Raw genomic sequence first — 25,295 nt, 5'->3', positions numbered from 1 at the left:
GCGAACAAAAGAATGAATTATTTAATAACTATAGACCAATGTAAAATAAATATACGATTCGCTATTTTTTTCGATGAATATGATTCGCAGATGCCTGGTCTGTAGGCAGAATGGTCAATTCGGCAATGTTGACATGCGGCGGCGCGGAAATGCAGTAATATACGGCATCGGCTATATCCTTGGCAGTCAGCGGGGTAAAGTCCTGGTAAAATGTTTTTGCCTTATCCGCATCTTGCCAGCGTACAAGGCTGAATTCTGTTTCAACCGCGCCGGGTGCGATTTCGCTCACGCGAATGGGGCTGCCCATTAAGTCGAGTCGCATGGATTTGGTCAGGGCTCTGACCGCATGCTTGCTCGCACAATAGACATTGCCGTTGGGATAAACCTCCTGACCTGCAATCGAGCCGATATTGACAATATGGCCTTGCTGTCTTTGCAACATGCCTGGCAGCACATGGCGGGTTATGTAGAGGAGACCTTTGACATTCGTGTCGATCATGGTTTCCCAATTGTCGATTAGACCGTTCTGAATGGGGTCGCTGCTTAAAGCCAAACCGGCGTTATTGAGCAATACGTCAATACACTGCCAGGCTACTGGCAGCGAGTCCAAAAACGTTTTGACTGCAGCAGAGTTCCGAACATCGAGGCAATGGATATAAGGCTCATTGCCATGGGTATTTTTCAATTCGGTTGCGAGGATTTCCAACCGGTCAAGGCGGCGAGCTGTGAGAATAAGTCTCGCACCTTGTGAAGCAAAAAGCCTGGCACAGGCCTCCCCAATGCCACTGGAGGCGCCCGTAATCAAAATAATTTTGTTTTCAAGACGCGACATCTCCGTTTCCTAAAGGCTCGTTTGCGTTGCAGTTTTCATGCAATCATCACCCAGGGCTTTTGAGTAATGTTTAAGATGCGATAAAACAGAAGCCCAGGCCATACTACCCGTTTCAGGTTGATAGGTAGAGTCTAATGATGTAACAAAATCATTGAGCTTGTCTAATAAGTAAGTGGCAAGGGAATGATTATTGTAGTGAGCATCCGATGAATTAAAATAGTCATTCAGCAGATGAAGCATGTCGCTAAATGATTTTTTAGCTAGACTGTCCTGTAACTCGTTAGCCTTCATTTTGCCATGTTGGCCGTGACGAAAAAGCGTGAAATAGCCATTTACAACGCCGTCGCGCTCCTCCTTGTTATTGTAGCTTTTAATACCAGAGGTAATGGCGTCGAAGAGTTGAGCGGCTAATTCGTCGGTCATGGTCTCTGTCTTATGCGCTCGTGTTGGGAGCGTACGAGGAGGTGGGCAGACTCGATTTTTGCGGATATCCGTTAACGGATATGAAGCAGAGGGGGGATGAAATATAAGTACTGGCTCGTCGTCTGATTCTATATCTGAATATCCCATGTCGTATCCTTACCTTTTAGGTCGCTAACTGCTGATAAATAAAGCATGAATTTATCTATTTGAATTCTAAGAACAAATAAACGTCACAATTATAAGTAATTCACTAACGAGAGTCTAATAAAATATCGTATAACAATGCTTTTTAATTTTATAGTCTTTCTCTAAACAACAACAGGTAAATGCAGTTAAACGAGGTTTAGGGTCCTAAATTATTTTGTGGATTGCATCGTCTTTTAAAGACACAGCAGACTGGTTTTTGGGCAGGAAAAACCGGTGAGTGGCATTCTGATTGTATTGTTCAGTGAACTCAATTTTCTCCTCTCGGGTGGAAAGTAAGCTTTCAAAAAGGGTATCACTCATCTCGATATCTGCTTGCCGTAACATGGAAATATCCAAAAATAAGGCGTAGGTCAGTGGCTTGTGATGTATTCTTAACCAACTTAATGACGCAAGGTTGGCTAGCGTGAGATTTTCATGATTGAGTTTATCAATGTCGGTACTCGATAGCTGTTCTTCCAGGTAAAGCAGGTTTTTCGTGATCTCCAATGTTGTGGTCATGTTTATTTTTAAGTCGGGATCATTCCAGTACTGTTCAAAACGTTCATGCAGGTTTTTAGCAAAATTAAGGCTGGCCGTCGAGTTGCGCAGATTCAGCGCCAAATCAACGTCAACCACCATGACCTCCCCGGTATCCACACAGGTTAGTACATTACCCTGGGTCGCGGCATCAAATACAATGCGCCGGGTAGCCTGGTAAATCGCCACCACTTTATTGGCTGCCTCTTCATCCGTGGCCTGACGTGCATTGGCTATATAGGGCGCTATCCATCCTGATTGCGAGGTGATGGCTTCAGGCAGGCCGGTTTGGGATGAAGGATTAATTTCATTCCAGAGTCTGACGCCTCGGAGATTATGGTTTAAGGCATTAATGCAGTTATCTTTAGACGGCAGAGGGTATTTAAGCACTCGATAGAGTCCAGACTTATCGGGCGCTGCTGAGCGCCACACGCGGTTATAGCTGCCTCTGCCCAGAGCAAGCCATTCAGGTTTTTTTGATGGCGCATCAAACGTTTCTTTTTCGTGCCTGGTTTCAGAATTGTCCCCGGCATCCTCATCCAATTCGGGTTGGTTAGGATAGAGTTTACCCTCGTGCTTCGGCATAATGCGTATAATGTGTTAAATTTGCGCTACTCTATCAAAAATAACGAGGAGACGCCATAGCCGTAAACGGCTATAGCCCGGTGTTGAAAGCGTACGCATCCATTGGTTTTGGTGATTTAAAATCAATCACCTCGCCAACAAGTAGTTCCAGCTTGCTTTTTTTAAGACCAGATCCGGTGATTTTCCATTCCTGCGAGGAGGAGGCGAGGGCGATCAGTTCTTTAACATTCGCCCTGCCTTTAAGGACCGACAAAGCCATCTCGATAATTTGAACTTTGGCTTTAAATGGCTGAACCGGTTGCGAGGGTGTGCTCATCCGTTGTTTCATTAAATCCTGCAAATACTGGTTCAGCTGTTTCATCAATAGATCAGTGTCAGCATCAGTCTCATTCCCTTTTGCTTGTGATAAGGGAGTATGGGGATAGAAAACCGCCCTTAAGTCGACTTTCTCAAAATCAATTTCTGCAACGTTATCACTGGCTTTCCGATCTTCTTTGGGAATAGCCTGGCTGAGATCCACCTGACCTGTTTTTGAGCGAACCCCTCCTATTTCAGCGCCTAAGCCGCGCGAGCCATTTACCCGTACCCAATTGATCCACTCCTCCAGTTCAGGCGGTGCTTCCTTTACCCATAAAACCAGTTTTTTCAATAAGTCATTTTCCAGGGCAGGGGACGAACCGGGCTTAAGGCAGGGCAGTTCAATCAGCATTTGTTCAATGAGTTCATTGGTTAAAAAATCCTTATGAAACCGCATGCCTTCTTCCTTTGGATAAGATGCTGCGCTTTTCTGAGCAGTACACAGGGCATAATAAAGCATGAGTCCTTTGCGAAAATCGACAAGATCCAAATCCTGCAATAATTCTTTCCTGACACTTTGGCAGTGCTTGGTGAGATCGCGTGCGAAGGTTTCATACTCGAGCCGGTCAATCTCATCAAAGGCTTGATCAGGACCTGCGAGATATTCATCCCTGGGCTGGATCGGCTGCTCGTTGATGGCGAGGCATGTGTTGATGAGGCGGCGACGGATTCCATTGATGTGTTGGCGGCAATTTCCTGTTCAATGGCAGGTGCATATTGTTTATGCATCTCGCGGTAATTTGATTTAATGAATTTCTTGATTCTTTCGATACGGGGAAATCCTTGGCTCTCAGCCAGAACTAACATATTTTTTCCGTGTTCTGAATTAAAAAAGGCGTCGATTTCTTTGTCAGCCTGATCCGGTGTCAGTCGACCAATACAGGCAATTTCTTTTAACTGGCGAAGTACCTGCTCTTTCTCCCCCTCACCTCGAAGAAAAGAAAAGGCCACATAGCGAATGTCCGCATTAAAATTAGCCCAATACACTGCGAAAGTTAAAATAATTTTGTCGCGCTCCTGGGCTAAGGGTATAAATTTTCTACCTTCTTGCTGCGCATAAAAACCAAATAAATGTTCATAGACTTCAACCGGTGTGATAGGTCCGCCATCAGCTGTGCGGTAGTGGTTGTGGTTGAAGAAGGCTTCTTCAGGGTAGCTGTGCATCTCTTTTAAATGAAGATGATCGGTACCACGATAATATGTTTCACAGGAATTGGCCACGCAGGCATGCGCTTTAGCGGCTGTATTAAAGACTTCATCGCGGAATGATTGATGGGTTCTATCAAAGGGAGCGATAAACGACCAGGTAATGACTGATTTTTTAACTTGAAACTTGATGGGAACATGAATTGTCTCGCCTTCGTCAGACAATTCATACACTTGCCCCTGCGTGCGAGTGAACTTATGAGAATCGTTAAGTTGGCGTAATCGTTCGATATACCCTTTGCGATCACCTTTGTCGAGAAGGGCCTGGAGTTGCCGAGCTTCTACTGTTTGCTTAAAAGTCCATTGCTTGGTTTTTTGCATGGTCTGCAAGTCAATACTAAAAGGCATGATTTAATTCAATATGGATGTAAAGTGTATGTATTGTACAAATAAAATATTATGAGAATCTTAAGAAAATAAAATGCGATGTGGAATGACCATTTGTCTTTTTTTTGCCCATCTTAATTTTTCCTTAATGTTTCTTGAATAGACTGCAAGCTGTTTTAGTTATGTATCTGGTGAATAATGAATAAAGAATTGATTGCTCAAATTGGAAAAATTGACTTTCATAAGATAAAGGAAGGGAAGAGTATTCATGGCCTCATCCTTGATTATCAATTTGAAAAAGCATTTTACCTTGCCTGTTTGCATTGTACTCTGGATAGCCATGAAACGTTGAAGTTCATTAAAATACTCATACTGCATCAACGTGAGCTTGGCATTGACCTCAATCTGAAAAAACACCCGTATAGCGCCCTGCGATTGGCTGCTGATAATGGCAATGTCAATCTTTATTATGAATTGGCTTCAGCCGGTGCGGAGGATAGCGAAGCGGAACGCATTCTGGGTTTTAAGCGGCGCAAAGCCATTGCTTCTGTTGAGCCCTATTATTGCCCTGAGTTCTTACAAGGTTATACTTCTTTGCAAGGCCAGGATATCGATAAATTTTCAACCGATGCGCAACGAGTAATCTATATTCTCAAACTGATAGACTTCTTAATGAAGTATCATGCCTCTGAAAGCCGCTTTAAAAAAAGGCCAAAGCACCTTTCCCCTTTGGAGCTGCAGACAATAAACGATAAACAGGATGAACAAAACCGGGTTTTGATGCATAAACTGTGTGAAATTATCCAGAAGCTATCACCTGAGATTAGAAAAAAATTTGATAAATCCTTTGAAAGCTCGGCTCTAAGCTGGTTTTCATTTGAGCATCTTGGCGGCATAATGATTGAGCCATCCATGCAAAAAGCAGCGATGATCCAATTTTCTCTAGAAGCAATAGTCGGGAGTGATGAGGAGGGAGCTAATCAACTATTTGCAAGTGCTATGCATTTTATGGCTGAAGTAGGTGATTTGCAGTTGACTATTCCGCAGGCTGTATTGAGCATTATCGAACAAGACCTGCCTGCTCTGAGGCGTTTTTTTCTTGAGATGGCGAACGCGCTCATGACAGAAAAACCATGGGTTGCCTTAAAACTTGAATTACCTGCCAGTCAATGCCTTATCACTTACGTTAATGATATCCAAAACCTGATTAAATTAGTCAATCTGACATACAACACCAACGCTCGTATAAAAATACCGGTTTGGCCAAATCCGGAGTCACCGCATTTCGAATTGGTTGATTTGCGCTCATCTTTTGATGTTTCAAAAAAGTTAGAGATGCATGCCGCTCTCCGCCGCCTTCAGATCCTTGGTGAATTAATAACCGGGAAAAACTTTTCCAAATTTATAATTGATCTTGATCCCAGCACCGATTGGCGTGCCTTCATCGTCATCCGTGATGCGATTACTCATCAGGATGAAAGGGATTTAAAATACAGGATGGGTCAATTTTTATCAGATAGGGTCTGGCTTCAGCAGGTTTTTGCGAAGGATTTATTCGAGTTTGGTAAAAAATTAAACCATCTGCTTTTAGCACGCGAAAAGACTCTCGGACAATATAATTACGATCCAGCCCTATACTGGCAACATCGTTTAAAGCAGGAAGCTATCGCTGTAAAACAGGGGAACAGCAACAATAATAATCCTGGTAAACAGGAAATGGATGCAGCAACCTCCTCAAACGCACCGAAACAGGCGTTATCAGCAGATGAAAACGAATTTATAAAGTGTTTAATCACGTTTAAGGCCCCTAATGAAGTGATTGATCTCTGTGTTAAATTATTCTCAGGTCAAATCGAGACGGTGTCCAAATTGGAGAAGGGCGCTATTTTGAAATGCCTGCCGCGCAAAGAATTGGGGGATAAGTACAAGACACTGGGTGCCACGTTGGATAAAGCCATCGCCAAACCAGCGCTGTCGCTTGCAGAAAGAGGACAGAAACGTGTGGAAGAAAAGCTCGCCAGCGAAAAAAAAGAGGCTGAGCGCGAAGCCCGGTTTAAAGGGTTGGAAGGCATTAGGAAATTGGCGAAGTATTTGCTCGAGCCAGTCAAAAAAGATCAGTTGCTGAATCCTTTGAAGCGCATTGAAGCAGCCCTGGAATCCTTATCTGACATTGAAGAGTTTTTGATAAAGGATGGGTATTGGATTCCCTCGTTGTTTTTAAACACGGCAGCGGAATGGGATTCTTTTCATCAGAGGGATGGGGGAATGACTCTGGCAGCCCGATTAGTGAAGAGCCCGAGCTTAAATGATGCGCTGGAATACAACATTGGCCAGATCCTGCAACATCTTGAAACCATAAAAACATACAAGGGATTGGCCTCCTGTCCGCTTATAGCCAATCACTATGCTGACTTAAGGTCATTTCGAAATTATCTCGAGCATGGTAACCCGCTGGTGGACAATCAAAATGAAATTTACCAGCAGCAAGATTATAGGGAAAAGCAAACCGCAGAGATGGCCATTCGATTACTTCTCGAATTAAAGCCATTTTTAAACCAGGAACGAATCAGGATAGAGACAGAAAGGGCAAATGCCAAAGACTGGCACCCAGGTTCCCTGGTAACGCCAAAAGAGGACGAGGAGTGGACAAAAGTCTGTGGCCATGGCGCTTTATTTTTTAGTGGTTCGGTTAGTGGGTCTAAAAAGCAAAATAATAAATTGTCACGTATGGAGCTACCAGGCGATGGTCCGTCTCGGCGTTCTACAAATTAATGCAGCGTGGCGATCGTCTAAGGATATAAATGAAAACCAATCATAAAAGCAACCGCTTAGGTTGCTTTTATGATTTATGCTGATGGGCATCTCATTGCAGTCAATGAAAAGTCGCTCTATAATCGCGGGCCTTACCGACTTAAAAGGACCGAGCATGAGCGCGCCTCAAAACGATGCATTAACAGCCGAAGAGTATTCCAAAGCGATGAATTTTGTCGGCCAACACCTGTTGTCAGCCTTGCAGCAATCCGTCGAACAATTGCCTAAACCCTTACGCAGCCGCCAATTGGTCGCGCAGGCACTGTCCGCTTTTTTAACCAATACCATTTATAAACAGTATCCTGATAATCAGGATGCCTGCCAATACATGCTGGATGAGATTACTAAACTAGTAAAAGCGCAGCTGAACAGCATTCCTCAGGCACAGAAAGTGGAAGTCTGAACTATCCTGCATCTGTATTTCTACCAAAATATGTCTGCGAAACCAATGCCCTTACATGGCTGGCGATTCACCAATTTGCTGTGCTGTTATGCACAGCATCATTCACCCGGAACGCATCTGTCGGGTAGTCAAATGTGGCAGAGAAGCGGCAAATGGAAACAATCAACTTCCAGTGGAATACGTTAGTAAGTTTATTGCATATATTGGATTATCACTTTTCATTAATTTTTTCTTAATATTTCGCTTTTATAATGGATGCAAGTTTATTTAATCAACAATGAGCTCTTATGAGAGGCAAGTCAGAAGGTTTCAGTAGCGGGCAAGCAGACTATGTACCCGTTCCACGCAAAGCAATCAAAGGTATTTCGGAAGACCCCTTGTCAAAACGGCTTCGCCAGTTTGAAAATCATGCCATTTTATATCCTTTTCCCAATCAAAGCGGAGTATACATCAATACCAATGAAAACGGTGTCATGGAGACTGCTCTTCGTTTGGGTTCATACCCCCTGGTAGGAGGGGGTATTCATATTGGCTTTTCAGGCTGGCATAATTTTGACATCATGGCTCAGCGCTTATCGTCCAGAGGGCTAATCTGCGACATTAATCCTGAAAATACCTTGTTTTTAACTACCGCGTTGAAATACATCCGGGCGTATGAAGACAAAGATATCTTTATTGAAAAAATGACCCTTTTTGTTAAAAAATATCATTATGGCGGCGACAGGAATGCGTCACGATCAACTATTTTGGGGAAAATACAGCCTAAAAACATCAAATTTAGCCTGAATGTCAGTGATGAATCTCCTTACCCGGATCACTTTACTGTTTTTGAAGAGGTCATGCTGGAGAAAGCTCGCGAAACGAGCTGGCTTTATACCCAGGAACGATATAATCACATCCGAACATTGGCATTGACCGATAAAATAGCTGTCATAACCGAAAGCATTTGTGCAGATAGCGTGTTTAAAAGCATTAAAGCTCTGTTTATTAATAATGCCATGTACATTGATACGGTCTATATCAGTAATATCGGGGAGTGGATGTATGAAGCAGAACAACGCCAGCGCTTTTTAGAAACGGTTCAAGCCTTATTAATGGACAATGCCACCATCTTAATTGATGCCAAAAGACCTGAGGGAACCGAGGTTTGTTCACCCATCCAGCGATGCGTAACCAGGAAGGATTTGATGCAGTCAAAGGGGTGGGAATTCTCATTTTTTTCAAGTGAAGTGTCTAGCACGCTCGTTTTTTCTGCAAAAGAAGAAGATGAACCCCTGATGGGGTCTAATGGATCGACACAGCCCAATTAAGAGATAATAATCTTAATTGGAGGTCAAGATGTCAACAAGAAGAAAATATACAAGAGAGTTTAAACTGGACGCGATTAGTCTGGTAAATGAATAAGGTTATAGCTGTTCTGCAGCGGCTCAAAGTTGGAAATTAATCCAAATGTTTTGAGTCGCTGGATAAGGGAGTTAGCTGATAAGGATGCTGAGGTTTTTCGTGGTAACGGTAAATTGACAGCAGAACAAACAGAGATTCGTCAATTACGAGAGGAAGTTCGTCGGTTGACATTGGAGAAAGAAATTTAAAAAAGGCGACGGTCTTCTTTGCAAAGGAAATGCAGCTTAACTGGTGTGTCCTAATTTGCTTGACCACGTCACCCCGATCCACGCTTACTCGTATGTTCACTATAAGACCGCCCTTGGGCTGAGACTGTTAAAGTCTGATTATCAAAATAATCAGACTTTAACAACATGCAGGCAGGCCACTTCGTGCAGCCCTGCTCCAAAAACTCAAACGTACTGTTTAACCCAGCGAACAATATCTTGGGCACTCATCACGCCGGAGTGCCGAGCTTGTTCTGCTCCATGAGAAAAAAGCATTAAGGTGGGGATACTTTGAATCCGGTAGCGAGCAGCCAGGCCTTGTTGTGATTCGGTATTGATTTTAACAAACCTGATTCTAGGTTCAAGAAGCTTGGCGGCTGCTTCAAAATAAGGTGCCATCATTTTGCATGGACCACACCATTCGGCCCAAAAATCAACCAACAATGGAATATCGTTCTTTTTAAGATAGTGCTCAAACTGTGCGTCATTTAAAGCAAGAGGCTTACCGTCGAAAAGCGTGTGTTGGCACTTCCCGCATTTGGGGTTATCGGTTAATCGTGTGGAAAGTAAACGGTTTATTGTCTGACAATACGGGCAAACGACATGGATAGAATCATTCATAGCGTGGGCTTCCATAAATTAGGGTTTAATTTTATATCCAATAACATGGTAAGAATACTTGAATTGAGAGACAACGTTAAAGTTTTTGCGATAAGGTATTGTCTTTGCCCCCGGTAGGAGTTGCTCAGGATTATGGATATTCAAATCCGCTCCGCGCTGCGAGATCATGCTTCTCAAGGCTTTGTGCGAATCAGTTTCCAATCCTAAAAATCCGAGACCCTGACTGGTTTTTAAGATTTGATACTCCTGGGATTCGCTTATTTTATTTACAGCGGCCTCGAAACGTTCAGGTGTAATGGCATTTTCCAGAGCCATCCTGAATTTCTCGAGAATTTTTCCCTTTAATGCGTCGCCTGTTAATCTTTTTTCTTCTTCATTAAGAAACAGTTTTGGCTTTTACTTGAATTCAAGGCGGCTTTAAATAAGTGAGTACGATTGGCTTCAGCGTAGGCATAATTATTTTTAAGCGGTGAGAATTCAAATACGATTTTGATTATGGAGTCCGGTATTTTGTTAAAAGCTTCCATTTCAAAGCAATCAATAGCGTGCTCAACCGCAAAGGATTTAATCTGTCCTGTTCTTTCCTGCCTGACCTCTTCAGAGACCAGGTCGGATTTAGTCAATGCGATAAGAACGTGGACAGCTTCATGGTCCCTATTCAGTTTAAAATAAAGATTTTCCAGGTCTTTAAGGCAGTTGGGTGAGCTTAAATCGACTGCAAAAACCGCGGCATGAGCCCTTTTTAGATGGGATACTACCTCACCATCAAGCGTACGATGGTCTGGCCCTTCCTGGAAGGTCATGGAAACCTGGCCATGCTTTTTTAATAAAGGTGTTGAAGCTGTCAGGGGCACTTCTTCGACCGGCCTATTCATTATCTGCTTAAGCAAGGTGGATTTGCCTGATTGGCTTTGGCCCAATACCACCACATGAATGACTTTGCGAGAATCATAGACCACGGCAAACCTTGGGAATCTAAACTATTTACCTAAAAGTATAGCCTGCTTAAAAAAAGGTTAAAAATTTTAAAAGATGGTACGCTCGGGAATTTAAGAGAACAATACCTCGATTTACCTTCATTAAATAATGCGATAGATTAATTATCGTATTTGTTTAATTTCGCACTCACTATACCAGGGAGGGTATATGATATTAAAAGCGGCGTTATCAGTAGTTTTATTTTTGATTTGCCCTCTGACATGGGCTCAAACAATTAGGATTGATGACAGCCTGAATTCATCCCAAAACCCTTGGGAAATCACGTTGGAAAAAGGTACCATGACTCTGTTTAACGGCACAACAGGTAATCTCTTGATTCATGTGCAAATTGACCAGGGCGTGATTGGGCTTATAAGTAGAAATAATGCAATACCAAATTGTCTGCTGGATCTTAGTGCTGAGCTTCACTCAGAAGTCGGTTTGTGTGAGCTTGAGCCGAATGCTGCATTGACGTTTGACCTGGATTTTGTTTGGGCCAGTGCCCATTATCCCAAGCGTGCCACTGGGTTTTATAGAGTTCAACGCAGCTAGATCAGTATCAAATACAAAAGCCCTCTTTGGAGGGCTTTTAAAGGGAATCGTCCTAAAGAAGCTTAATCATAGAAAATGGCTATTGCCTGGTGCGTATCGCCCTGTCAACATTCATAGACTATTGCTTGGCTGTGTCTGGCTTCTTCAAGGTTTCAAGAACACTAATGCTGTCGACAAAACATTTGGTTTCTCCCCGCCATGGCGCAACCCATTCCTCACAATGGTAAGTCAGCACCACGTGGCGGTTATTTTCCATGGCATAAATCGCCTTATCCACCAGATCGGATTTAAATTGTCCCAGGGTAAAGTGAAATTCACGGCCCGTGGCGCCACTGGCATTATCCAGACCGCCGCGAATCAATTCGCCCTCATAGGTGCCCCACCATCGCCCTTCCTTGGCCACTTTCACGATAATGCCTGATTTTTGACCTGATTGCGTCGTCCAGCAGCCGCTTAACAGGCTAAACGCAACGAGTAAGGGTAAAAAGAGTATTTTTTTAATCATTATTAGCTCCTGATGCTGCAATCCCTGCATTATTGTTAAGTATAGGATTAAATACCAGTAGAATACCCTCTTTTTTAATCAATCTTCTCGTCTATGCTATAGATAGGAGTAGGACTAACAGGAAGAAAACTCATGAACGAACTGGATATTATCAAGCTGTTTTATGATGAAATTAAGGCACGTGGCGTCACTCGGAATGATGTTTTTTTAAACATTGATGAGGCGGCGGCTGCTACTCTGTCAGAAAAATTAAAACAACCGGTCAGCCTGGAAGAGGCTCAGCATCTGACCGATGTCTGTATTGCCAATGAATGGCTTGAAAGAACAACGATTGATCCCGGCTATAATTTCCTGTCTTTAAGCGAAGCAGGGTTACAAATCGTTTTGATCAATGAATACACATAAACCGCAAAATACCCGGTTTATAACTTTTGATCATGAATTTCGTGGAACTCCCTCCATTCGAAATCAATATAATTTTCAAGCAGTTTTTTTATTTCAGCCGTGACCCCTTGCATCGATGTTGATTCCGTATGAAACCGCTTTCTTTGGACAGGCTCAGTATCAGCTAAACGGGCAACGTAACCTTCAGCTTCGTAGAGTTTGGTTTGATTTTTTATTGGTTTTATATTGTAAGATACCTTAAATCCCTTATAGAGATATTCCACCATTTTCGATCCTCTCCTTCCTTAAAGGTTTATTGCAGCTAACCGCCATCAATATCATCTGTGCCCAAATCATCCGGTGTGACCGTGTTCTCGTCATCATGGATAACGGGTACCGGATCCTCGGGTTCATCGGGGACATCCGGGCCAGGATTGACAGGATCGGTCGGTAAGGGACTGTCCGGATCAAGTGGGCTGGCCATCGTTATTAAGTTATCAAATTGTTTATCCATAATAAATTCCTTTTGAATGGACTTTAGACTGCGAAAAGCCCAATTGCTGTCTAATTATAGATCAAATAGACGGGTGTGTGGTTAATTTTTACGCCCGGAACCGCCTGGCTTTTTACCGCCGCCATCTTGTTTATTGACGGTAGCCCAGGCACGCCGTTCGGCCTCTTTTGCAGAGACGCCCTTGCGTTCATAGCCCTCTTCGATGTGTTCAGCTTTTCGTTTTTGCTTATCAGTGTATTTTGATTTATCACCCTGACTCATGATTGCTCTCCTTCATTTATCGCGTTAGCCATTAACAATGACCCCGCCATTCGGGTGAATGACCTGACCGGTCATATAGGACGAATCATTTGAAGCGAGGAAAACATAGGCTGGTGCGACTTCAGCCGGCTGACCGGCACGTTTCATGGGAACCTGGCTGCCAAATGCCTCAACGTCCTCTTCAGTGAAGCTGGAAGGAATAAGCGGCGTCCAGATTGGACCTGGTGCGACTGCATTGACGCGAATGCCTCGGGATACCAGATTCTGGGAAAGGGAACGCGTGAGTGCCAGGATGGCGCCTTTCGTGGCCGAATAATCAATCAAGTGTTCGCTGCCTTTATAAGCGGTCACCGAGGTGGTGTTAATATTCACGCTTCCTTTTTTTAAAAAGGGTAAAGCTGCTTTAATCATGTAAAAATAGGAGAAGAAATTAGTTTTGAACGTTTCTTCCATTTGTTCGCAGCTAATTTCTTCCATAGTGTCTTGCGGGTGTTGTTCAGCCACATTGTTAACTAGTATGTCAAGATGGCCATAACGATCCATCGTTTGCCTGACCACCTCGTCACAAGCTGTGTAAGTCTGCAGATTGGCTGAAACCAACAAACAAGATTGTCCTGTGTTTTCTATGATTTCTTTTGTTTTCCCAGCATCTTCCTGTTCATTAAGATAATGGACAACCAGGTCGGCGCCTTCCATGGCAAAAGCACAGGCGACTGCGCGTCCTATGCCGCTATCTCCTCCAGTAATCAGTGCTATTTTCCCTTGTAATTTTCCGCTTCCTTGATAGCTGGGGGACATATATTCCGGTTGAGGCGTCATCATCGCCTCAATGCCTGGTTGTCTTTTTTGATGCTGAGCAGGGTGTTTTTCCATGATTATCTCCGACCTGTTACTCCCCTGTTGAGATACCATCCTGATTGGTGTTGGTGTCATCCAGGACATCATCGCTCTCACTATCATCGTCGTCGTCATCCGTGCCAGTATTTAACGTGGTCCCTGTAGTGTCTGTGTTGGGATCGGTTGAGATGCCTGTATCGGATGGTTCAGTACTCGTCCCTGTATTGATGCCCGTCCCTGTTCCCGGATCGATCCCTGTTCCACTATTGGTTGTTGACGGTGTTGACGTTCCATTGTCATCGTCAGGTTGCGGTAGTGTGGGATCAGTTGGGGTGGTTGGGTCGGTGGGTGACGGCGTGGTGGGATCAGTTGGAGATGGCGTTGTCGGCGATGCCGGATTCACCGTCGTGGACGGCAACGTCGTGTTAGGAACATTGGTTGCAGCCCAAACAGGGCTTTGCGCAACCAAAACGCTTCCTACAAGTAACATGGTTATTGAAATAGTCCGTTTCATCATTTGTTCTCCTGTTACTCGTTCATAACTGCTTCAGTGAGATTAAAGCGTTATGTTACTGGATTGAGTTTTCTTTCCTTTGAATTCCAAATACTGCGTGAGTGCGTTTGGAGGGGTTGAATAAGGCGATTCTATAAAAATAGTAACTAATTTATTTAATGCAACCCTGATTTCCTTAAGTTCATCTGAAATATGGCATAGTTCCTGAACTGCCTGTACGGTTTCCTTAGAAATTTCCATATTTATCTCCGCCATTTTTGGTGAATAAACTGCATGCTCCAAATTATTTTCCCTACTTAAACTAAAGCATATTTTAATCAATTGTCAAACAAAAATATTGATTTTTCGCCTTAAATATAGCTGCAATGTTGATAAAAAATGCAATTTTTTGTGAAATTTTATTTGATAAAAATGGGTTAATTACTCATTATTTTATTTGATTTAAGCCACAAAAGAAGGATTTTATCATCATTCGCCCCAGCAATTTTATCGCGATTTTCATCCGCCAAAACCTTGAGGCTCTGAGTCTTCCATGCTGAAATAATTCCTGGATGGATGTAGTTTTTCTGACAAATGCCGGGCGTATGCCCCATGAGTTTTGAAACCTGTTTAAGGGTGTCATGGAATGGATCTTGCGCTTCACCACGGGGTTCGCAGCGAATTAAGCGGCAGAGTGTTTCACGACAGGCTATCCAGGTTCGAAAATCTTTCGCAGTAAATGGATAATTAGTAATATTTTTAAGATAAAAATTGACTTCCTGGGAGGTAACAACAGTCAGTGAATTATTTTCATCAGTATATTTAAATAACTCATAACCTGGGATTTCTTCACATTTTTTTAAAATTTTTTATTATCTTTTTATCGCTTAATATTATATTCCATAATTTTGCATTTTTTCCCCTGAAATTAAGAATGGCTTTGTTTTTTTTCAAAGACAGATGTTTTTTTCTTAACGTGGTTACTTCATAGGATTTATTTTGTCTGGCATAAACGGTATTCCCTACCCCGACATTATAATGGTAAAGCAAGTAAATAATGGCACAAATGACTTGCGCGCGATTCAATTGAGTAGGCTTATTCAATTCACGGGTAATATGACGCTTGATTAAAGGCAAGGATTGTCCAAATTGAATCAGGGTGGCGAATTTTTGCTGGTTTCGCACCTCAAGCCAAAGTGGATGATAGCGGTATTGTTTCCGGTTGTTTTTATCCCGGCCGGTGGCCTGGATATGCCCGTTTTCGTATGGACATATCCAAACGTCATGGTAGGCCGGCGGGATGGCGAGTTTTTTTATACGGGCCAGGGTGTTTTCATCCGTTAGTTGGTTGCTGTTTTTAAAATAAAGGAATTCATCGCCCTGTTTTTGACGAGTTATCCCAGGCATCGTGTCGTTGACGTAGCGCAGCGAAGCAAGTCGGGCAACACGTTCACACTCTTCCATTGAATACAGTGAGTCAATCATCCCTGTTTCCATTGTGTGTTGCGAATAGCTAATAACAGTATAGCTTTCGTATAGCGCTATAATTAATCAGGAGAACAGAAAGGATGAAACAACAATGGAAAACCCGGAACAACCCAAGGAAATACCCGAAATCCCTTTGGAAGAGCCCGCATTTCCGAATGAGATTGAGCCAGGGCAGGATGATTCGCCTGAGCGGGAGCCCTCGGAACCAGAAGAGCCAAACACGCAATCGTCCAGATAAGTCTATACTTTAGTGAGTCGTTATTCTCTAATTTTCGCATATGTCAGAGAGTTATCACTACAGTATTATCATCCCGGCTCACAATGAAGAGGCATTTTTACCGGCTACCCTTCGCTCAGTCGAGGCGGCCATGGTGTCCATGCCTGCTTATCGAGGCGAAGTCATCGTCGTTGATAATGACTCTACGGACAGCACGGCGAGTCTTGCTGAAAGTCTTGGTGCGCGCGTTATCACAGAAACAGTGCGCAATATAGCCAGGGTCAGGAATACGGGCGTGCAGCAGTCAACTGGTCAGTTGTTGATTTTTCTCGACGCCGATACTCTGATGACCGAGGAAATGCTAAAAACCAGTCTTGGAACGCTTCATAACCCTGAAATTGTCGCCGGCTCTTTTCTATTAAAGCCGGACAGGACTGTTTCACGCATGATTCAACTCATGTTTTTCATCTGGAATATGCGTTCGCGTTGGAATCATCATTGTTCCGGGTGTTTTCTATTCTGCAAAAAAGAGGTGTTTAATGCTATCGGAGGATATGATGAGTCGTTTTATGCAGCAGAAAACATTAATTTTTCTGCACGCTTAAACCGCTATGCCAGACGACAGCGTCAGCAAGTGATTGTTTACAAAAAATACACTGAGATGTGTTTAAGAAAAATGAACAAATTTTCTTTAAGCCCACGGGTTGTCTGGGATTTTTTGACCATTGGTCTCATGCGCAACAAATACAAGAAAAAGGAAAACTGCAAATACTGGTATTAATCCCACTGGAGATGCAAAGCCAAGATGTCTATAATTTATATAACCATTTCGTAGCCATAGTTATGCCAGACGCTCAATGCCACTACAGCATTATTATTCCTGCCTATAATGAAGAGGCTTATCTCCCCATGACCCTTCATTCAGTTAATGCGGCTACCTGGTCTATCCCTCATCTTAAGGGTGAAGTCATTGTCGTGAATAATGATTCCTCAGATAAAACAGCGGAAATTGCAGAAAATTTTGGTGCCCGGGTTATTTTAGAACCCATGCGTAACATAGCACGCGTTAGAAACACAGGCGCCCATCAGGCCCGGGGTGAGTTATTGATTTTTCTTGATGCGGACACCCTGATGACGACGGAAATGCTGGATACCAGTCTGGCTATTTTGCATGACCCTGAGATCATAGCCGGTTCTTTTCTGTTAAAACCGGACAGGCCGGTTTCGCGTTTAATGCAGTTGATGTTTACCATTTGGAATAACTATTCCAGATGGTATATCCGTTGCGCAGGCTCCTTTTTATTCTGCAAAAAAAATGCTTTTGAAGCCACGGGCGGTTTTGATGAGCGCTATTTCGTGACAGAGGACATTAGTTTGTCAATCCAGTTAAAACGTTATGCCAGAAGGCAGCAGAAACGGGTGGTTATTTATAATAAATACGTGGAGATGTCTTTGAGAAAAATCGATCAACATCCCCTATCCGCCCGTTTGGTCGTTGATTTTCTCTCCGGTTTATTCTTCAGAAGCCAGTACAAGCAGAAAAAAAACTGTAAATACTGGTACTAAGGACAGGACGCATGAATAATCAGATCATAATACGGAATGAAGCATTCCTTCTTGAGGAATCCAAAAGCTTTTCTATTCCTATCATGAGGCTCAAACCTCCTTTAAAGTCTCCTGTTCTTTGCCAATACAACCTCAATAAATTGCTGGATATTATTGAGGATGCAAATGATTTAAGTATTCAGGATAAATGCGACTACATGGATGCCCTGGTTTTTGGTTTATCGCAACGGCAAACTGATGAAGTCCTGCTTAAGACGCTTCTTGAGCTGCCCTCGGATGAGACGAAAAAATTTTATCATTATCCATGGGTTATCAAACTGTTTAATGGCCTCGATGAGCATGAAAAGGCCTTGTGTCTGCACTATTGCGGTATCATGAAAACGGGCATGAAAAAATACCTGGGGACTACCATTGTTGATATGGCGGATATGGATGACTATTGTTATTACTCCGCCGGCGTAGTTGGTGAATTCCTAACCGGCTTGTTATTTTATGCTTATCAACTCAGCGAGCGTGATTTCAAGGAGCTCCCGGCATTAAGCCGGCACGTGGGGTTGTTATTACAAAAAACCAACAACTTGCGTGATTATTATGAGGATACTTATATTTTAAAAAAAAGTCGCTGGCCCCAAAGCGTCACCGATAGCCATTCACCGCTTCAATCGTTGAATATTTTATGCAAAGATGCCCTGGTGAATGATGCGTTGCCAGCAATTCGTTATTTAGAGGTTTTGCCGCATAGTGACAGGCCATTTGAAAATTTTGTACGCTTTGTTCTGTACCTTTCAATTAACCATGTGTTGCGGATGATTAATAATCCCGATGTTTTAACCGCTGAAAAACTGAAACTGCCTTCGTCTTATATTTTTTCACTATATAAGCAAGCCTCCAGGAAATCCCGGGCAGACTGCGCCCGGGAGCTTTATCTATCCTGTCAACAGGGGATAGCGGCGTTTTCTACGCTTAATCTGTAATCTGATGCCCTGGCTATTGCTGACGCCCGGGATGTGATTCTTTAAGGAAAAAGAGTGTAATCAACAGGCTGAGTAAGAAGCAAGAGGGCATCACCAGCAGCGCTTTGTTATAGCTGGCCACCGTGTAAACATGAACACCATTGACTTTGTACCACCCCTCGCTGTGATGGAGAAAAACCCCGACTAAAGGCTGAAACACCGCCCCGCCGATTAAAACGGATAAATTATTAAACCCGGAGGCGGTGCCTACGAGTTCAGGCGGGTTATTGTCTTTAATCACAGCAAAACTGACCGTCTGTCCACCGGCCCCCATGCCGAGCATGAACAGGATAAAATACATGGAGCCCAGTGAGATATTGGGTACGTAGAGCAGTAAAATAGTCGCGCCCAGGCCAAAAACGGAACTTAAACCCAAGGCAATGCGGCGGCTGGCAATACGATCACTGACCCAGCCCAGCAAAGGGCTGCCGACGCCGATACCCAACCAAATCATGCTGCATAATCCGGAGGCGGCAATGACGCTTATCGTAAATTTCTGTTGTAAATAAGGCACGCCCCACAAGGCAGCGAATACCGCAATGGGTGTCCAGATGGTACAGGCATAAGCGCCGGTATACCAGGTATAGGATTGACGCCAGACACTCAAAAGCCGCTTCCATTCATCAATAAAGGCCCTTTTGGGTGGCGTTTGCGTGGGCTGATGAGGATAATCCCGGATGATGAACCAGATGAGGGCAGCGAGTAAAAATCCAACAGCAGCCAGAATAAAGCTGGCTTGACGCCAGCCCACTGCCTCAATAAGCGCGGCTAATGGCATTTCGCCAAACATGGCGCCAACAGAGCTCATTAACTGAGCAATGCCTGCAAGCAGGGCAAACTGTTGCGGTGGAAACCACCTTGAAATAAGAACAAGTACGCCGATAAACGAAAATGCCGAACCGATGCCGATAAGAAAGCGTCCCAATGACGCAGTAAACAGGCTGTCGGTGGAAGCAAAAAAGAATGACCCTAATGCACAAAGTATCAAGGCATATGTCATCAATTTTCGAGGGCCATAGCGATCAAACAACACACCAGCGGGCAGCTGCATAGGCGCATAGGCATAAAAATAAAAGGCTGAAACGATACCAAAACCGGCGGCGCTGACCTTGAAGGTTTTCATCATGGATTCGGCCATGACGCCCGGCGCTACCTGCAGAACAAATTCATAAAGGTAGAATGTGGCGGACAATAAAAAAACGACATACGCACTGAATTGGCTGTGCTGTTGAAAATCTAACTTGCGTGTACTCAAAATGGCGTCTTCATGCAATTAAAACGCACATTACACCTCAATGGAAATTCATTTGTCAATCCCTGCTGCATAGATGGCGCCAAGTACTGCCCTGCCTTTAGCACCGGTAACCTGGCTTAAGTCCAGGGCCGTGCCCGTTAACGCTTTTTCTGCCAACCAGGCAAACAGTTGCGCTTCAATAAAATCAGGATTTACACCAACTTTTTCAGTACTTTGCACGGGGATTTCAGGCAGTTGTTGTTGTAAATTTGCCAGCAGCTGGCCATTATGGGCGCCGCCACCGCAAATAAGCACCTGGCTTGGAGTAGCTGCCTGGGCTTTAATGCTGTCACCGACCGTCACGGCGGTGAAGGCCAGCAGCGTCGCCTGAACATCCTGAGGCAGGTAATGGGATTGAAGCCTGGTATAGAGCCACGAATCATTAAAATATTCCTTGCCAAGGCTTTTAGGCGCTGGCTGTATAAAATAAGGATCGGCAAGCAGGTTGTTTAATAGTTCGTCAATCACTGTGCCGCTGGCTGCCCAGGCTCCGTCTTTATCAAAAGGACGATGGTGATGTTTCTTTATCCAGGCGTCCATCAGGCAATTGCCCGGGCCTGTATCAAAGCCACGAACGCAATCGCCGTTTAACCAGGTCAGATTGGCGATGCCGCCGATATTCACCACAGCAACAGGATGCGGCCGTAGATGATTAAACAAGGCTTGATGATAAACAGGGGCAAAGGGCGCGCCTTGACCGCCCAGCACCACATCGCGTGTTCTGAAGTCAGCCACGACGGTTATACTGGTTAATTCCGCGATGGTGTGGGCGCAACCGAGCTGTACCGTGTAGGGAATGCTGGTTTTGGTGTTATGACAGAGTGTCTGGCCATGACTGCCGATGGCTTTGACCTGACTGGGCGTGGTATTTGACTTTTTTAATAAAATTTGCACCGCATGAGCAAATTCCTGCCCCAACAGGGTATTTAGCTGACTTAAAGAGCCAGGCGTATGATGCCCGTCCAGCACCTCCTGAATAGCATCACGCGCAGATTGGCTGTAAGGAATGGTCACCCCATCGATCAAAGCCTGGGTGGATAAATCAACCAGGGCGGCGTCAATGCCATCCATGCTGGTTCCAGACATAAGCCCAATAAATAAATTCATAGTCTATCCATTCCTGTGTGTTTTAAGATATGCTTGACAGCTGCATTGTGAAGTCGGCCCGGAGCATTATGCACTCGACTAAAACCCCTTTTTTGTATCTGGCTTCCTTGTCTGCCTTTTCCTTGCTCGTATTTGATTTATACCAACCTGCCCTGCCGGCCATTACCGCCTATTTTAATACAAGTCATGCCTTGGGTCAGTTAACCTTGAGCTTATTTTTCTTTGTCTTTGGCTTGTCCCAGCTTTTTTGGGGGCCGTTGGTAGATCACTACGGGCGGCGCAGCGTGCTGCGCTTTAGCTTTTACCTGTTCATGTTGGCTACCATCGCCTGCATGCTGTCCCCCAGCATTGAAATCCTGATTCTTGGGCGAGGATTGCAGGGGTTTGCGGTGTGCTGTGCTCATATAGTCGCCTTTTCCTGCACGCGGGATGAGGAAGATAATACCGCTAGAGCTCGTTTATTGTCGCACATTTCGATGATTGTATCAGTCTCGCCTATCTTTGCCCCGCTGCTGGGTTCTCTCATTTTTGTCAATCTTGGCTGGCGGGCTGATTTCCTTTTCATGCTCATCATAGCCATTATTCTGTTGCTGCTTATTCCTTCTCTGGTGCGTGAGTCAGCCTACTGGTCGCGAAAATCGCACCGTTTAACCTTTAAAACATCGTTACTGGCTTATCGAAAACTGGCAGGGCATCAGCAACTGTGGATTACCACGGCCATTATTACCGCTGCATTTTCCTGTGTGATGATTGCTGTGGTCAATATTTCTTACCTTGTAATCGACAATTTGGGCATTTCCCCTTTTTGGTTCTCGATTTTGTTCGCAAGCAATGGCTTCATTCTCATAGGCGGTAATTTTTTGGGTATCCATCTACGCAAAAATCAAAACTTGGCCACCAGCATACGCCAGGGCAGTTGGGTTATGGCTTTGGGCGCCCTGCTTTGCCTTATCCTTTTTTATCAGCAGGGACTGACGCTTTGGAGCCTCACGCCGTTGCTATTGATTAACGTAGGCGTTACGCTTGCCAACCCACCGGCCTTTTCATTAGCTATAGCCAATTACACCCACGAAACGGGTACCGCCATTGCCCTGCTCAATACGGTTAGAAATTCCAGTTCGGCCGTCATTGCCGGCTTGGTCGGGACATTGCTGGTCAAGGAACCGCTGGTTTTCCCCTATAGCCTCTTTTTGTGCTCGCTCCTGTGTTTGATAGCCAGTTATTTTTGCAAAGACACAACGCCTGAATGAGAATCATTTTCCTCTTGCTAATCCGTTGTATTCATTTTAAATTAATGAGACCGGGTAATTATCCAGATTACATCGGTTCATTTCCACTCTCATTATTAAAAAGGACTTATTATGAACAAGTTACACCTGACTGGCGCGGCATTAGCCATGACTGCCGCCGCTGCTTTTTCTCTCACCCCGGTTGTTGCGCATGCCGACACGGCATCAGCTACAGTCAAATGCCAGGGCGTGAACGCTTGCAAAGGCTTAAGCAATTGTAAAACCAGCGAGAATGCCTGCAAAGGTCAAAACAGTTGCAAAGGCAAGGGTTATGTTGACCTGACGGCTGAGCAATGCAAGCAAGTGGGTGGAAAAGCGGAATAATATTCTGACCAGGTGGGTCAACCACCTGGTTTTAAGCTGGATAAGGTATGAATCCTTCTGACAATTGCTTTCCTTACCTGGGATTCGGCCTGGGGCTACGAACTGAACATTATCTGGATATTTTACAGCAAAAACCCCTCATCGACTGGTTTGAAATCATCACTGAAAACTATTTGGTCCCCGGCGGCAAACCGCATTATTTTCTTGAGCAGATTAGACAGTGCTACCCGCTTGTCATGCACGGCGTTTCCCTCTCCATTGCGAGCACAGACAAGCTGGATTTGGATTACTTAAGTGAGGTGAAGCGACTGGCAGAACGCATTGAACCGGTGTGGATTTCCGATCATTTGTGCTGGACTGGGGTTGATGAGCTGAACATGCATGATTTGCTGCCTGTTCCCTATACCCGGGAAGCGATTCATCACATCGCCTCACGCATCAAGCAGGTGCAGGATTATCTCAAAAGACGGATTTTAATTGAAAATGTCTCAAGCTACCTCACCTACACCACATCAGAAATGACCGAATGGGAATTTATCAACGAGTTAATCCAGCAGGCTGATTGTTACCTGCTGCTTGATGTCAACAATGTCTATGTCAGTTCAGTGAATCACGGGTTTAATCCTTTAACCTATCTGGATGCTATTCCGAGTGGGCGGGTAAAGCAAATTCATCTGGCCGGGCACTCACAGCATGGCCACTACCTCATTGACACACATGATGCGCCGGTAAGTGCTGCAGTTTGGGCCTTATATGAGGAAGCACTTCAGCGTTTTGGCCGGGTATCCACTATGATTGAGCGGGATGACCAGATTCCGGCCCTGGCTGAATTACTTAACGAACTGAACAAGGCTAAAGTTATTGCCGCCCGTTGCCATGCCGGAGAAACGGTATCATGACGAATCTGGCGGCTATTCAACGGCAATTGCAAGCTTATTTATTAGCACAGGATGCGGATATAGGTGGCCATCCCTTAGAGGATCTGATTGTTTCTACCCCAACCGTACCAGCGCGCACGCGGGCACGTATTTACAAAGAAGCCTACCAATCGCGTTTGCTGGAAGCCTTATCGAATAATTTTCCCTGTCTGAAACGCTATGTGGGTGATGAGGCCTTTCAGCGTTTCGGGGCGGGGTATGCGGACCAAAACCCTTCATCCTACCGCTCCATTCGCTGGTTCGGACACCAGTTTCCTGCGTTTTTGTCAGACCATTTAAATGATGAATACCGTGTTGTTGTCGAATTAGCTGAATTTGAATGGGCCATGGCCCTCGCGTTTGACGCAGAAGACCTGCCGGCTGTGACAATAAATGAGATGGCTCTCATCCCGCCTGAACGCTGGGAAAATCTTCATTTTACCACGCATCCCTCACTGCAAACCCTGGCCTTGTCGTGGAATGCTCCAACGCTTTGGGAGGCGCTTAACCAGGGTAAACCTCCGCCCGCTGCCGTTAAGCAGGATAGGCAATCCTGGCTGCTTTGGCGGCAAGAGTATTTGAATCATTTCTACCTGATGGCGCCTGATGAAGCCTGGGCCATGGGGGCTTTACAGCAAGGTCTGGTTTTCGGCGAGATCTGCATGGGGTTGTGTCGATGGCACAATGAAAACGAGGTGGGCATACGCGCTGCGGGCCTATTACAGAAATGGGTGCAGTCGCAAATGATCGTGAAGGTATTATTCAAGGACTAATGATGAACAAGGAAAAAATAATTTGCACAGCCATGGGTGCTTTTTTAGCCGCCGCCGTCAATCAATTGGCCCTGGCCGAATCCGGGGCGGTTGAGAGTGAAAAATGTTATGGGATAGTCAAGGCCGGCATGAATGATTGTGCCACGGCCAAAGCCTCCTGTGCCGGTTCCGCGACCGAAGATAAACAGGCGGATGCGTTTATCTTGCTGCCAGCCGGCGTTTGTGAACGGATAGTCGGCGGTCAACTAACGCCGCCAGCAAAACCCAATTCAGCCCAATAATTTATCAGGAGTTACCATGATTCGCACCATTCGCTTCTTATCAATTTTACTTTTAACAATGCTGAGTTTACCGCTTTCCGCGGCTCCAGAGAAACTGGTGATTGATGATCAGCACAGTTACGTCTTGTGGCGTATCCAGCATCTCGGTTTTTCTACGCAGTCTGGTAAATGGTATGTTAAGGGATTTGTCATGCTGGATAAGGATAATCCGCAAAACAGCAAAGTCGAAGCGACGGTTGATGTCGCCAAGTTTGTTACCGGCATTCCCGAATTGGACAAGCACCTGGGGGATAAACTTTTTTTTGACGTGAAAAAATACCCAACCGCCCAATTTGTCAGTGACAAAGTTGAACTTACTGGCAAAAATACCGCGAAAGTGACCGGTATGTTGACTGTACGGGGCATTTCCAAACCGGTCACGCTGGATGTCACCATGAATAAAGCCGGTAAAAACCCGGTTACTGATCGCATGACTGTCGGTTTTACCGCGACAACCACCCTCAAGCGCTCTGATTTTGGCCTTAAAGCGTTTCTGCCTGATTTAGGTGACGATGTCACCATTGAAATTGGTGCCGAAGCCTATCAACCTACGACTTAAGGACAG

The 25,295-nt window shown here is 44.6% G+C and carries 32 protein-coding genes and 2 pseudogenes; 16 read left to right on the top strand and 18 right to left on the bottom strand.

The annotated features are described in order from the left end of the window. Window positions 1-61: 61 nt before the first annotated feature. The 5 genes from Lery_RS06175 to Lery_RS06155 all read right to left on the bottom strand — a co-directional run bounded on the left by Lery_RS06175 (window position 62) and on the right by Lery_RS06155 (window position 4,474). A complete protein-coding gene (locus tag Lery_RS06175; RefSeq protein ID WP_058526381.1) occupies window positions 62-832 on the bottom strand; it encodes an SDR family oxidoreductase in 771 nt (256 codons plus the stop codon). 9 nt (window positions 833-841) lie between these two features. Then, complete coding sequence (locus tag Lery_RS06170) at window positions 842-1,255, bottom strand: hypothetical protein (protein ID WP_058526380.1); 414 nt, start codon at window positions 1,253-1,255, stop codon at window positions 842-844. Between the two features lie 351 nt (window positions 1,256-1,606). Next, window positions 1,607-2,563: a hypothetical protein gene (locus Lery_RS06165; protein WP_058526379.1), complete on the bottom strand. Its 957-nt coding sequence runs from the start codon at window positions 2,561-2,563 to the stop codon at window positions 1,607-1,609. A 70-nt stretch (window positions 2,564-2,633) separates the two neighbouring features. Continuing rightward, window positions 2,634-3,317: a hypothetical protein gene (locus Lery_RS06160; RefSeq protein WP_058526378.1), complete on the bottom strand. Its 684-nt coding sequence runs from the start codon at window positions 3,315-3,317 to the stop codon at window positions 2,634-2,636. Continuing rightward, a complete protein-coding gene (locus tag Lery_RS06155) occupies window positions 3,293-4,474 on the bottom strand; it encodes a hypothetical protein (protein ID WP_058526377.1) in 1,182 nt (393 codons plus the stop codon). Before Lery_RS06155 ends, Lery_RS06160 begins: the two co-directional genes overlap by 25 nt. A 177-nt stretch (window positions 4,475-4,651) precedes the next feature. On the opposite strand from Lery_RS06155, the gene Lery_RS06150 reads away from it, so the two are divergent. The 4 genes and pseudogenes from Lery_RS06150 to Lery_RS15615 all read left to right on the top strand — a co-directional run. Continuing rightward, on the top strand, window positions 4,652-7,225 hold the full coding sequence (locus tag Lery_RS06150) for a hypothetical protein (RefSeq protein ID WP_058526376.1): 2,574 nt from the start codon (window positions 4,652-4,654) through the stop codon (window positions 7,223-7,225). A 154-nt stretch (window positions 7,226-7,379) separates the two neighbouring features. Beyond that, window positions 7,380-7,667: a hypothetical protein gene (locus tag Lery_RS06145; RefSeq protein WP_058526375.1), complete on the top strand. Its 288-nt coding sequence runs from the start codon at window positions 7,380-7,382 to the stop codon at window positions 7,665-7,667. A 287-nt stretch (window positions 7,668-7,954) separates the two neighbouring features. After that, window positions 7,955-8,977 carry an LIC_10091 family protein gene (locus tag Lery_RS06140; RefSeq protein WP_058526374.1) on the top strand — a complete coding sequence of 341 codons (1,023 nt, stop codon included), beginning with the start codon at window positions 7,955-7,957 and terminating at the stop codon, window positions 8,975-8,977. Between the two features lie 28 nt (window positions 8,978-9,005). Further along, a pseudogene (locus Lery_RS15615) lies at window positions 9,006-9,284 on the top strand (transposase); the annotation flags it as partial. A gap of 179 nt (window positions 9,285-9,463) precedes the next feature. Here the strand turns inward: Lery_RS15615 and trxC are convergent. The 3 genes from trxC to Lery_RS06125 are packed head-to-tail and all read right to left on the bottom strand — an operon-like array spanning window position 9,464 to window position 10,857. Then, window positions 9,464-9,898 carry a thioredoxin TrxC gene (gene trxC, locus Lery_RS06135; protein ID WP_058526373.1) on the bottom strand — a complete coding sequence of 145 codons (435 nt, stop codon included), beginning with the start codon at window positions 9,896-9,898 and terminating at the stop codon, window positions 9,464-9,466. Window positions 9,899-9,916: 18 nt separating this feature from the next. Next, entirely contained in the window at window positions 9,917-10,231 is a 315-nt protein-coding gene (locus tag Lery_RS06130) for a hypothetical protein (protein WP_237759167.1), read from the bottom strand. A gap of 23 nt (window positions 10,232-10,254) precedes the next feature. Next, the gene (locus tag Lery_RS06125) at window positions 10,255-10,857 is read right to left on the bottom strand and encodes a GTPase domain-containing protein (RefSeq protein ID WP_058526371.1); all 603 of its coding nucleotides are present in this window, start codon (window positions 10,855-10,857) and stop codon (window positions 10,255-10,257) included. 187 nt (window positions 10,858-11,044) lie between these two features. On the opposite strand from Lery_RS06125, the gene Lery_RS06120 reads away from it, so the two are divergent. Then, complete coding sequence (locus Lery_RS06120) at window positions 11,045-11,428, top strand: hypothetical protein (protein ID WP_058526370.1); 384 nt, start codon at window positions 11,045-11,047, stop codon at window positions 11,426-11,428. Between the two features lie 118 nt (window positions 11,429-11,546). Here Lery_RS06120 and Lery_RS06115 read toward each other — a convergent pair whose 3' ends face one another. Then, a complete protein-coding gene (locus tag Lery_RS06115) occupies window positions 11,547-11,933 on the bottom strand; it encodes a hypothetical protein (RefSeq protein WP_337589161.1) in 387 nt (128 codons plus the stop codon). A gap of 132 nt (window positions 11,934-12,065) precedes the next feature. Between Lery_RS06115 and Lery_RS06110 the strand changes: the two genes are divergently transcribed. Further along, window positions 12,066-12,338: a hypothetical protein gene (locus Lery_RS06110; protein WP_058526369.1), complete on the top strand. Its 273-nt coding sequence runs from the start codon at window positions 12,066-12,068 to the stop codon at window positions 12,336-12,338. 17 nt (window positions 12,339-12,355) lie between these two features. Here Lery_RS06110 and Lery_RS06105 read toward each other — a convergent pair whose 3' ends face one another. From Lery_RS06105 to Lery_RS15610, 7 genes and pseudogenes are all read right to left on the bottom strand, one after another. After that, the gene (locus tag Lery_RS06105) at window positions 12,356-12,604 is read right to left on the bottom strand and encodes a hypothetical protein (protein ID WP_058526368.1); all 249 of its coding nucleotides are present in this window, start codon (window positions 12,602-12,604) and stop codon (window positions 12,356-12,358) included. Window positions 12,605-12,639: 35 nt separating this feature from the next. Then, window positions 12,640-12,831 (bottom strand): hypothetical protein, encoded by a 192-nt coding sequence (locus Lery_RS06100; RefSeq protein WP_058526367.1) that lies wholly within the window; start codon window positions 12,829-12,831, stop codon window positions 12,640-12,642. Between the two features lie 81 nt (window positions 12,832-12,912). Next, window positions 12,913-13,092 (bottom strand): hypothetical protein, encoded by a 180-nt coding sequence (locus Lery_RS06095; protein ID WP_058526366.1) that lies wholly within the window; start codon window positions 13,090-13,092, stop codon window positions 12,913-12,915. A 24-nt stretch (window positions 13,093-13,116) separates the two neighbouring features. Next, window positions 13,117-13,965, bottom strand: a complete 849-nt coding sequence (locus Lery_RS06090; protein WP_058526365.1) for an SDR family oxidoreductase — start codon at window positions 13,963-13,965, stop codon at window positions 13,117-13,119. Between the two features lie 16 nt (window positions 13,966-13,981). Beyond that, on the bottom strand, window positions 13,982-14,419 hold the full coding sequence (locus tag Lery_RS06085; RefSeq protein ID WP_131750955.1) for a hypothetical protein: 438 nt from the start codon (window positions 14,417-14,419) through the stop codon (window positions 13,982-13,984). A gap of 66 nt (window positions 14,420-14,485) precedes the next feature. After that, complete coding sequence (locus tag Lery_RS06080; protein ID WP_131750954.1) at window positions 14,486-14,725, bottom strand: hypothetical protein; 240 nt, start codon at window positions 14,723-14,725, stop codon at window positions 14,486-14,488. 134 nt (window positions 14,726-14,859) lie between these two features. Continuing rightward, window positions 14,860-15,829: pseudogene (locus Lery_RS15610) on the bottom strand (DNA topoisomerase IB). A 172-nt stretch (window positions 15,830-16,001) separates the two neighbouring features. Between Lery_RS15610 and Lery_RS15245 the strand changes: the two are divergent. The 4 genes from Lery_RS15245 (at window position 16,002) to Lery_RS06060 (ending at window position 18,667) form a co-directional block, all read left to right on the top strand. After that, window positions 16,002-16,148, top strand: coding sequence for a hypothetical protein (locus Lery_RS15245; RefSeq protein ID WP_156412480.1), 147 nt, complete (start codon window positions 16,002-16,004; stop codon window positions 16,146-16,148). Window positions 16,149-16,188: 40 nt separating this feature from the next. Next, window positions 16,189-16,908: a glycosyltransferase gene (locus Lery_RS06070; protein WP_058526361.1), complete on the top strand. Its 720-nt coding sequence runs from the start codon at window positions 16,189-16,191 to the stop codon at window positions 16,906-16,908. A 62-nt stretch (window positions 16,909-16,970) separates the two neighbouring features. Next, window positions 16,971-17,693 (top strand): glycosyltransferase, encoded by a 723-nt coding sequence (locus tag Lery_RS06065; protein WP_162262955.1) that lies wholly within the window; start codon window positions 16,971-16,973, stop codon window positions 17,691-17,693. 11 nt (window positions 17,694-17,704) lie between these two features. Further along, on the top strand, window positions 17,705-18,667 hold the full coding sequence (locus Lery_RS06060; protein ID WP_058526359.1) for a squalene/phytoene synthase family protein: 963 nt from the start codon (window positions 17,705-17,707) through the stop codon (window positions 18,665-18,667). Between the two features lie 13 nt (window positions 18,668-18,680). On the opposite strand, the gene Lery_RS06055 is transcribed toward Lery_RS06060, so the two are convergent. Both Lery_RS06055 and Lery_RS06050 read right to left on the bottom strand, forming a co-directional pair. Further along, window positions 18,681-19,961, bottom strand: a complete 1,281-nt coding sequence (locus Lery_RS06055; protein WP_237759158.1) for an MFS transporter — start codon at window positions 19,959-19,961, stop codon at window positions 18,681-18,683. Window positions 19,962-20,009: 48 nt separating this feature from the next. Further along, on the bottom strand, window positions 20,010-21,107 hold the full coding sequence (locus Lery_RS06050; protein ID WP_058526358.1) for an anhydro-N-acetylmuramic acid kinase: 1,098 nt from the start codon (window positions 21,105-21,107) through the stop codon (window positions 20,010-20,012). 68 nt (window positions 21,108-21,175) lie between these two features. Here Lery_RS06050 and Lery_RS06045 point away from each other — a divergent pair, with 68 nt between their 5' ends. The 6 genes from Lery_RS06045 (at window position 21,176) to Lery_RS06020 (ending at window position 25,289) form a co-directional block, all read left to right on the top strand. Next, the gene (locus Lery_RS06045) at window positions 21,176-22,357 is read left to right on the top strand and encodes an MFS transporter (protein WP_065230253.1); all 1,182 of its coding nucleotides are present in this window, start codon (window positions 21,176-21,178) and stop codon (window positions 22,355-22,357) included. Window positions 22,358-22,468: 111 nt separating this feature from the next. Then, window positions 22,469-22,720, top strand: a complete 252-nt coding sequence (bufA2, locus tag Lery_RS06040; protein WP_058526357.1) for a BufA2 family periplasmic bufferin-type metallophore — start codon at window positions 22,469-22,471, stop codon at window positions 22,718-22,720. A 47-nt stretch (window positions 22,721-22,767) separates the two neighbouring features. Then, window positions 22,768-23,619: an MNIO family bufferin maturase gene (gene bufB, locus Lery_RS06035; protein ID WP_058526356.1), complete on the top strand. Its 852-nt coding sequence runs from the start codon at window positions 22,768-22,770 to the stop codon at window positions 23,617-23,619. Beyond that, complete coding sequence (locus tag Lery_RS06030) at window positions 23,616-24,410, top strand: HvfC/BufC N-terminal domain-containing protein (protein ID WP_058526355.1); 795 nt, start codon at window positions 23,616-23,618, stop codon at window positions 24,408-24,410. The genes bufB and Lery_RS06030 overlap by 4 nt, the downstream gene beginning before the upstream one ends. Then, window positions 24,410-24,691, top strand: coding sequence for a BufA1 family periplasmic bufferin-type metallophore (locus Lery_RS06025; RefSeq protein WP_058526354.1), 282 nt, complete (start codon window positions 24,410-24,412; stop codon window positions 24,689-24,691). The genes Lery_RS06030 and Lery_RS06025 overlap by 1 nt, the downstream gene beginning before the upstream one ends. Before the next feature lie 16 nt (window positions 24,692-24,707). After that, window positions 24,708-25,289, top strand: coding sequence for a YceI family protein (locus tag Lery_RS06020; protein ID WP_058526353.1), 582 nt, complete (start codon window positions 24,708-24,710; stop codon window positions 25,287-25,289). Window positions 25,290-25,295 lie beyond the last annotated feature (6 nt).

It is taken from the genome of Legionella erythra (assembly GCF_001467615.1).
GTDB lineage: Bacteria > Pseudomonadota > Gammaproteobacteria > Legionellales > Legionellaceae > Legionella_C > Legionella_C erythra.
Note: the sequence above shows the minus strand (reverse complement) of the source record. Positions and strands in the feature narration are given on the sequence as shown.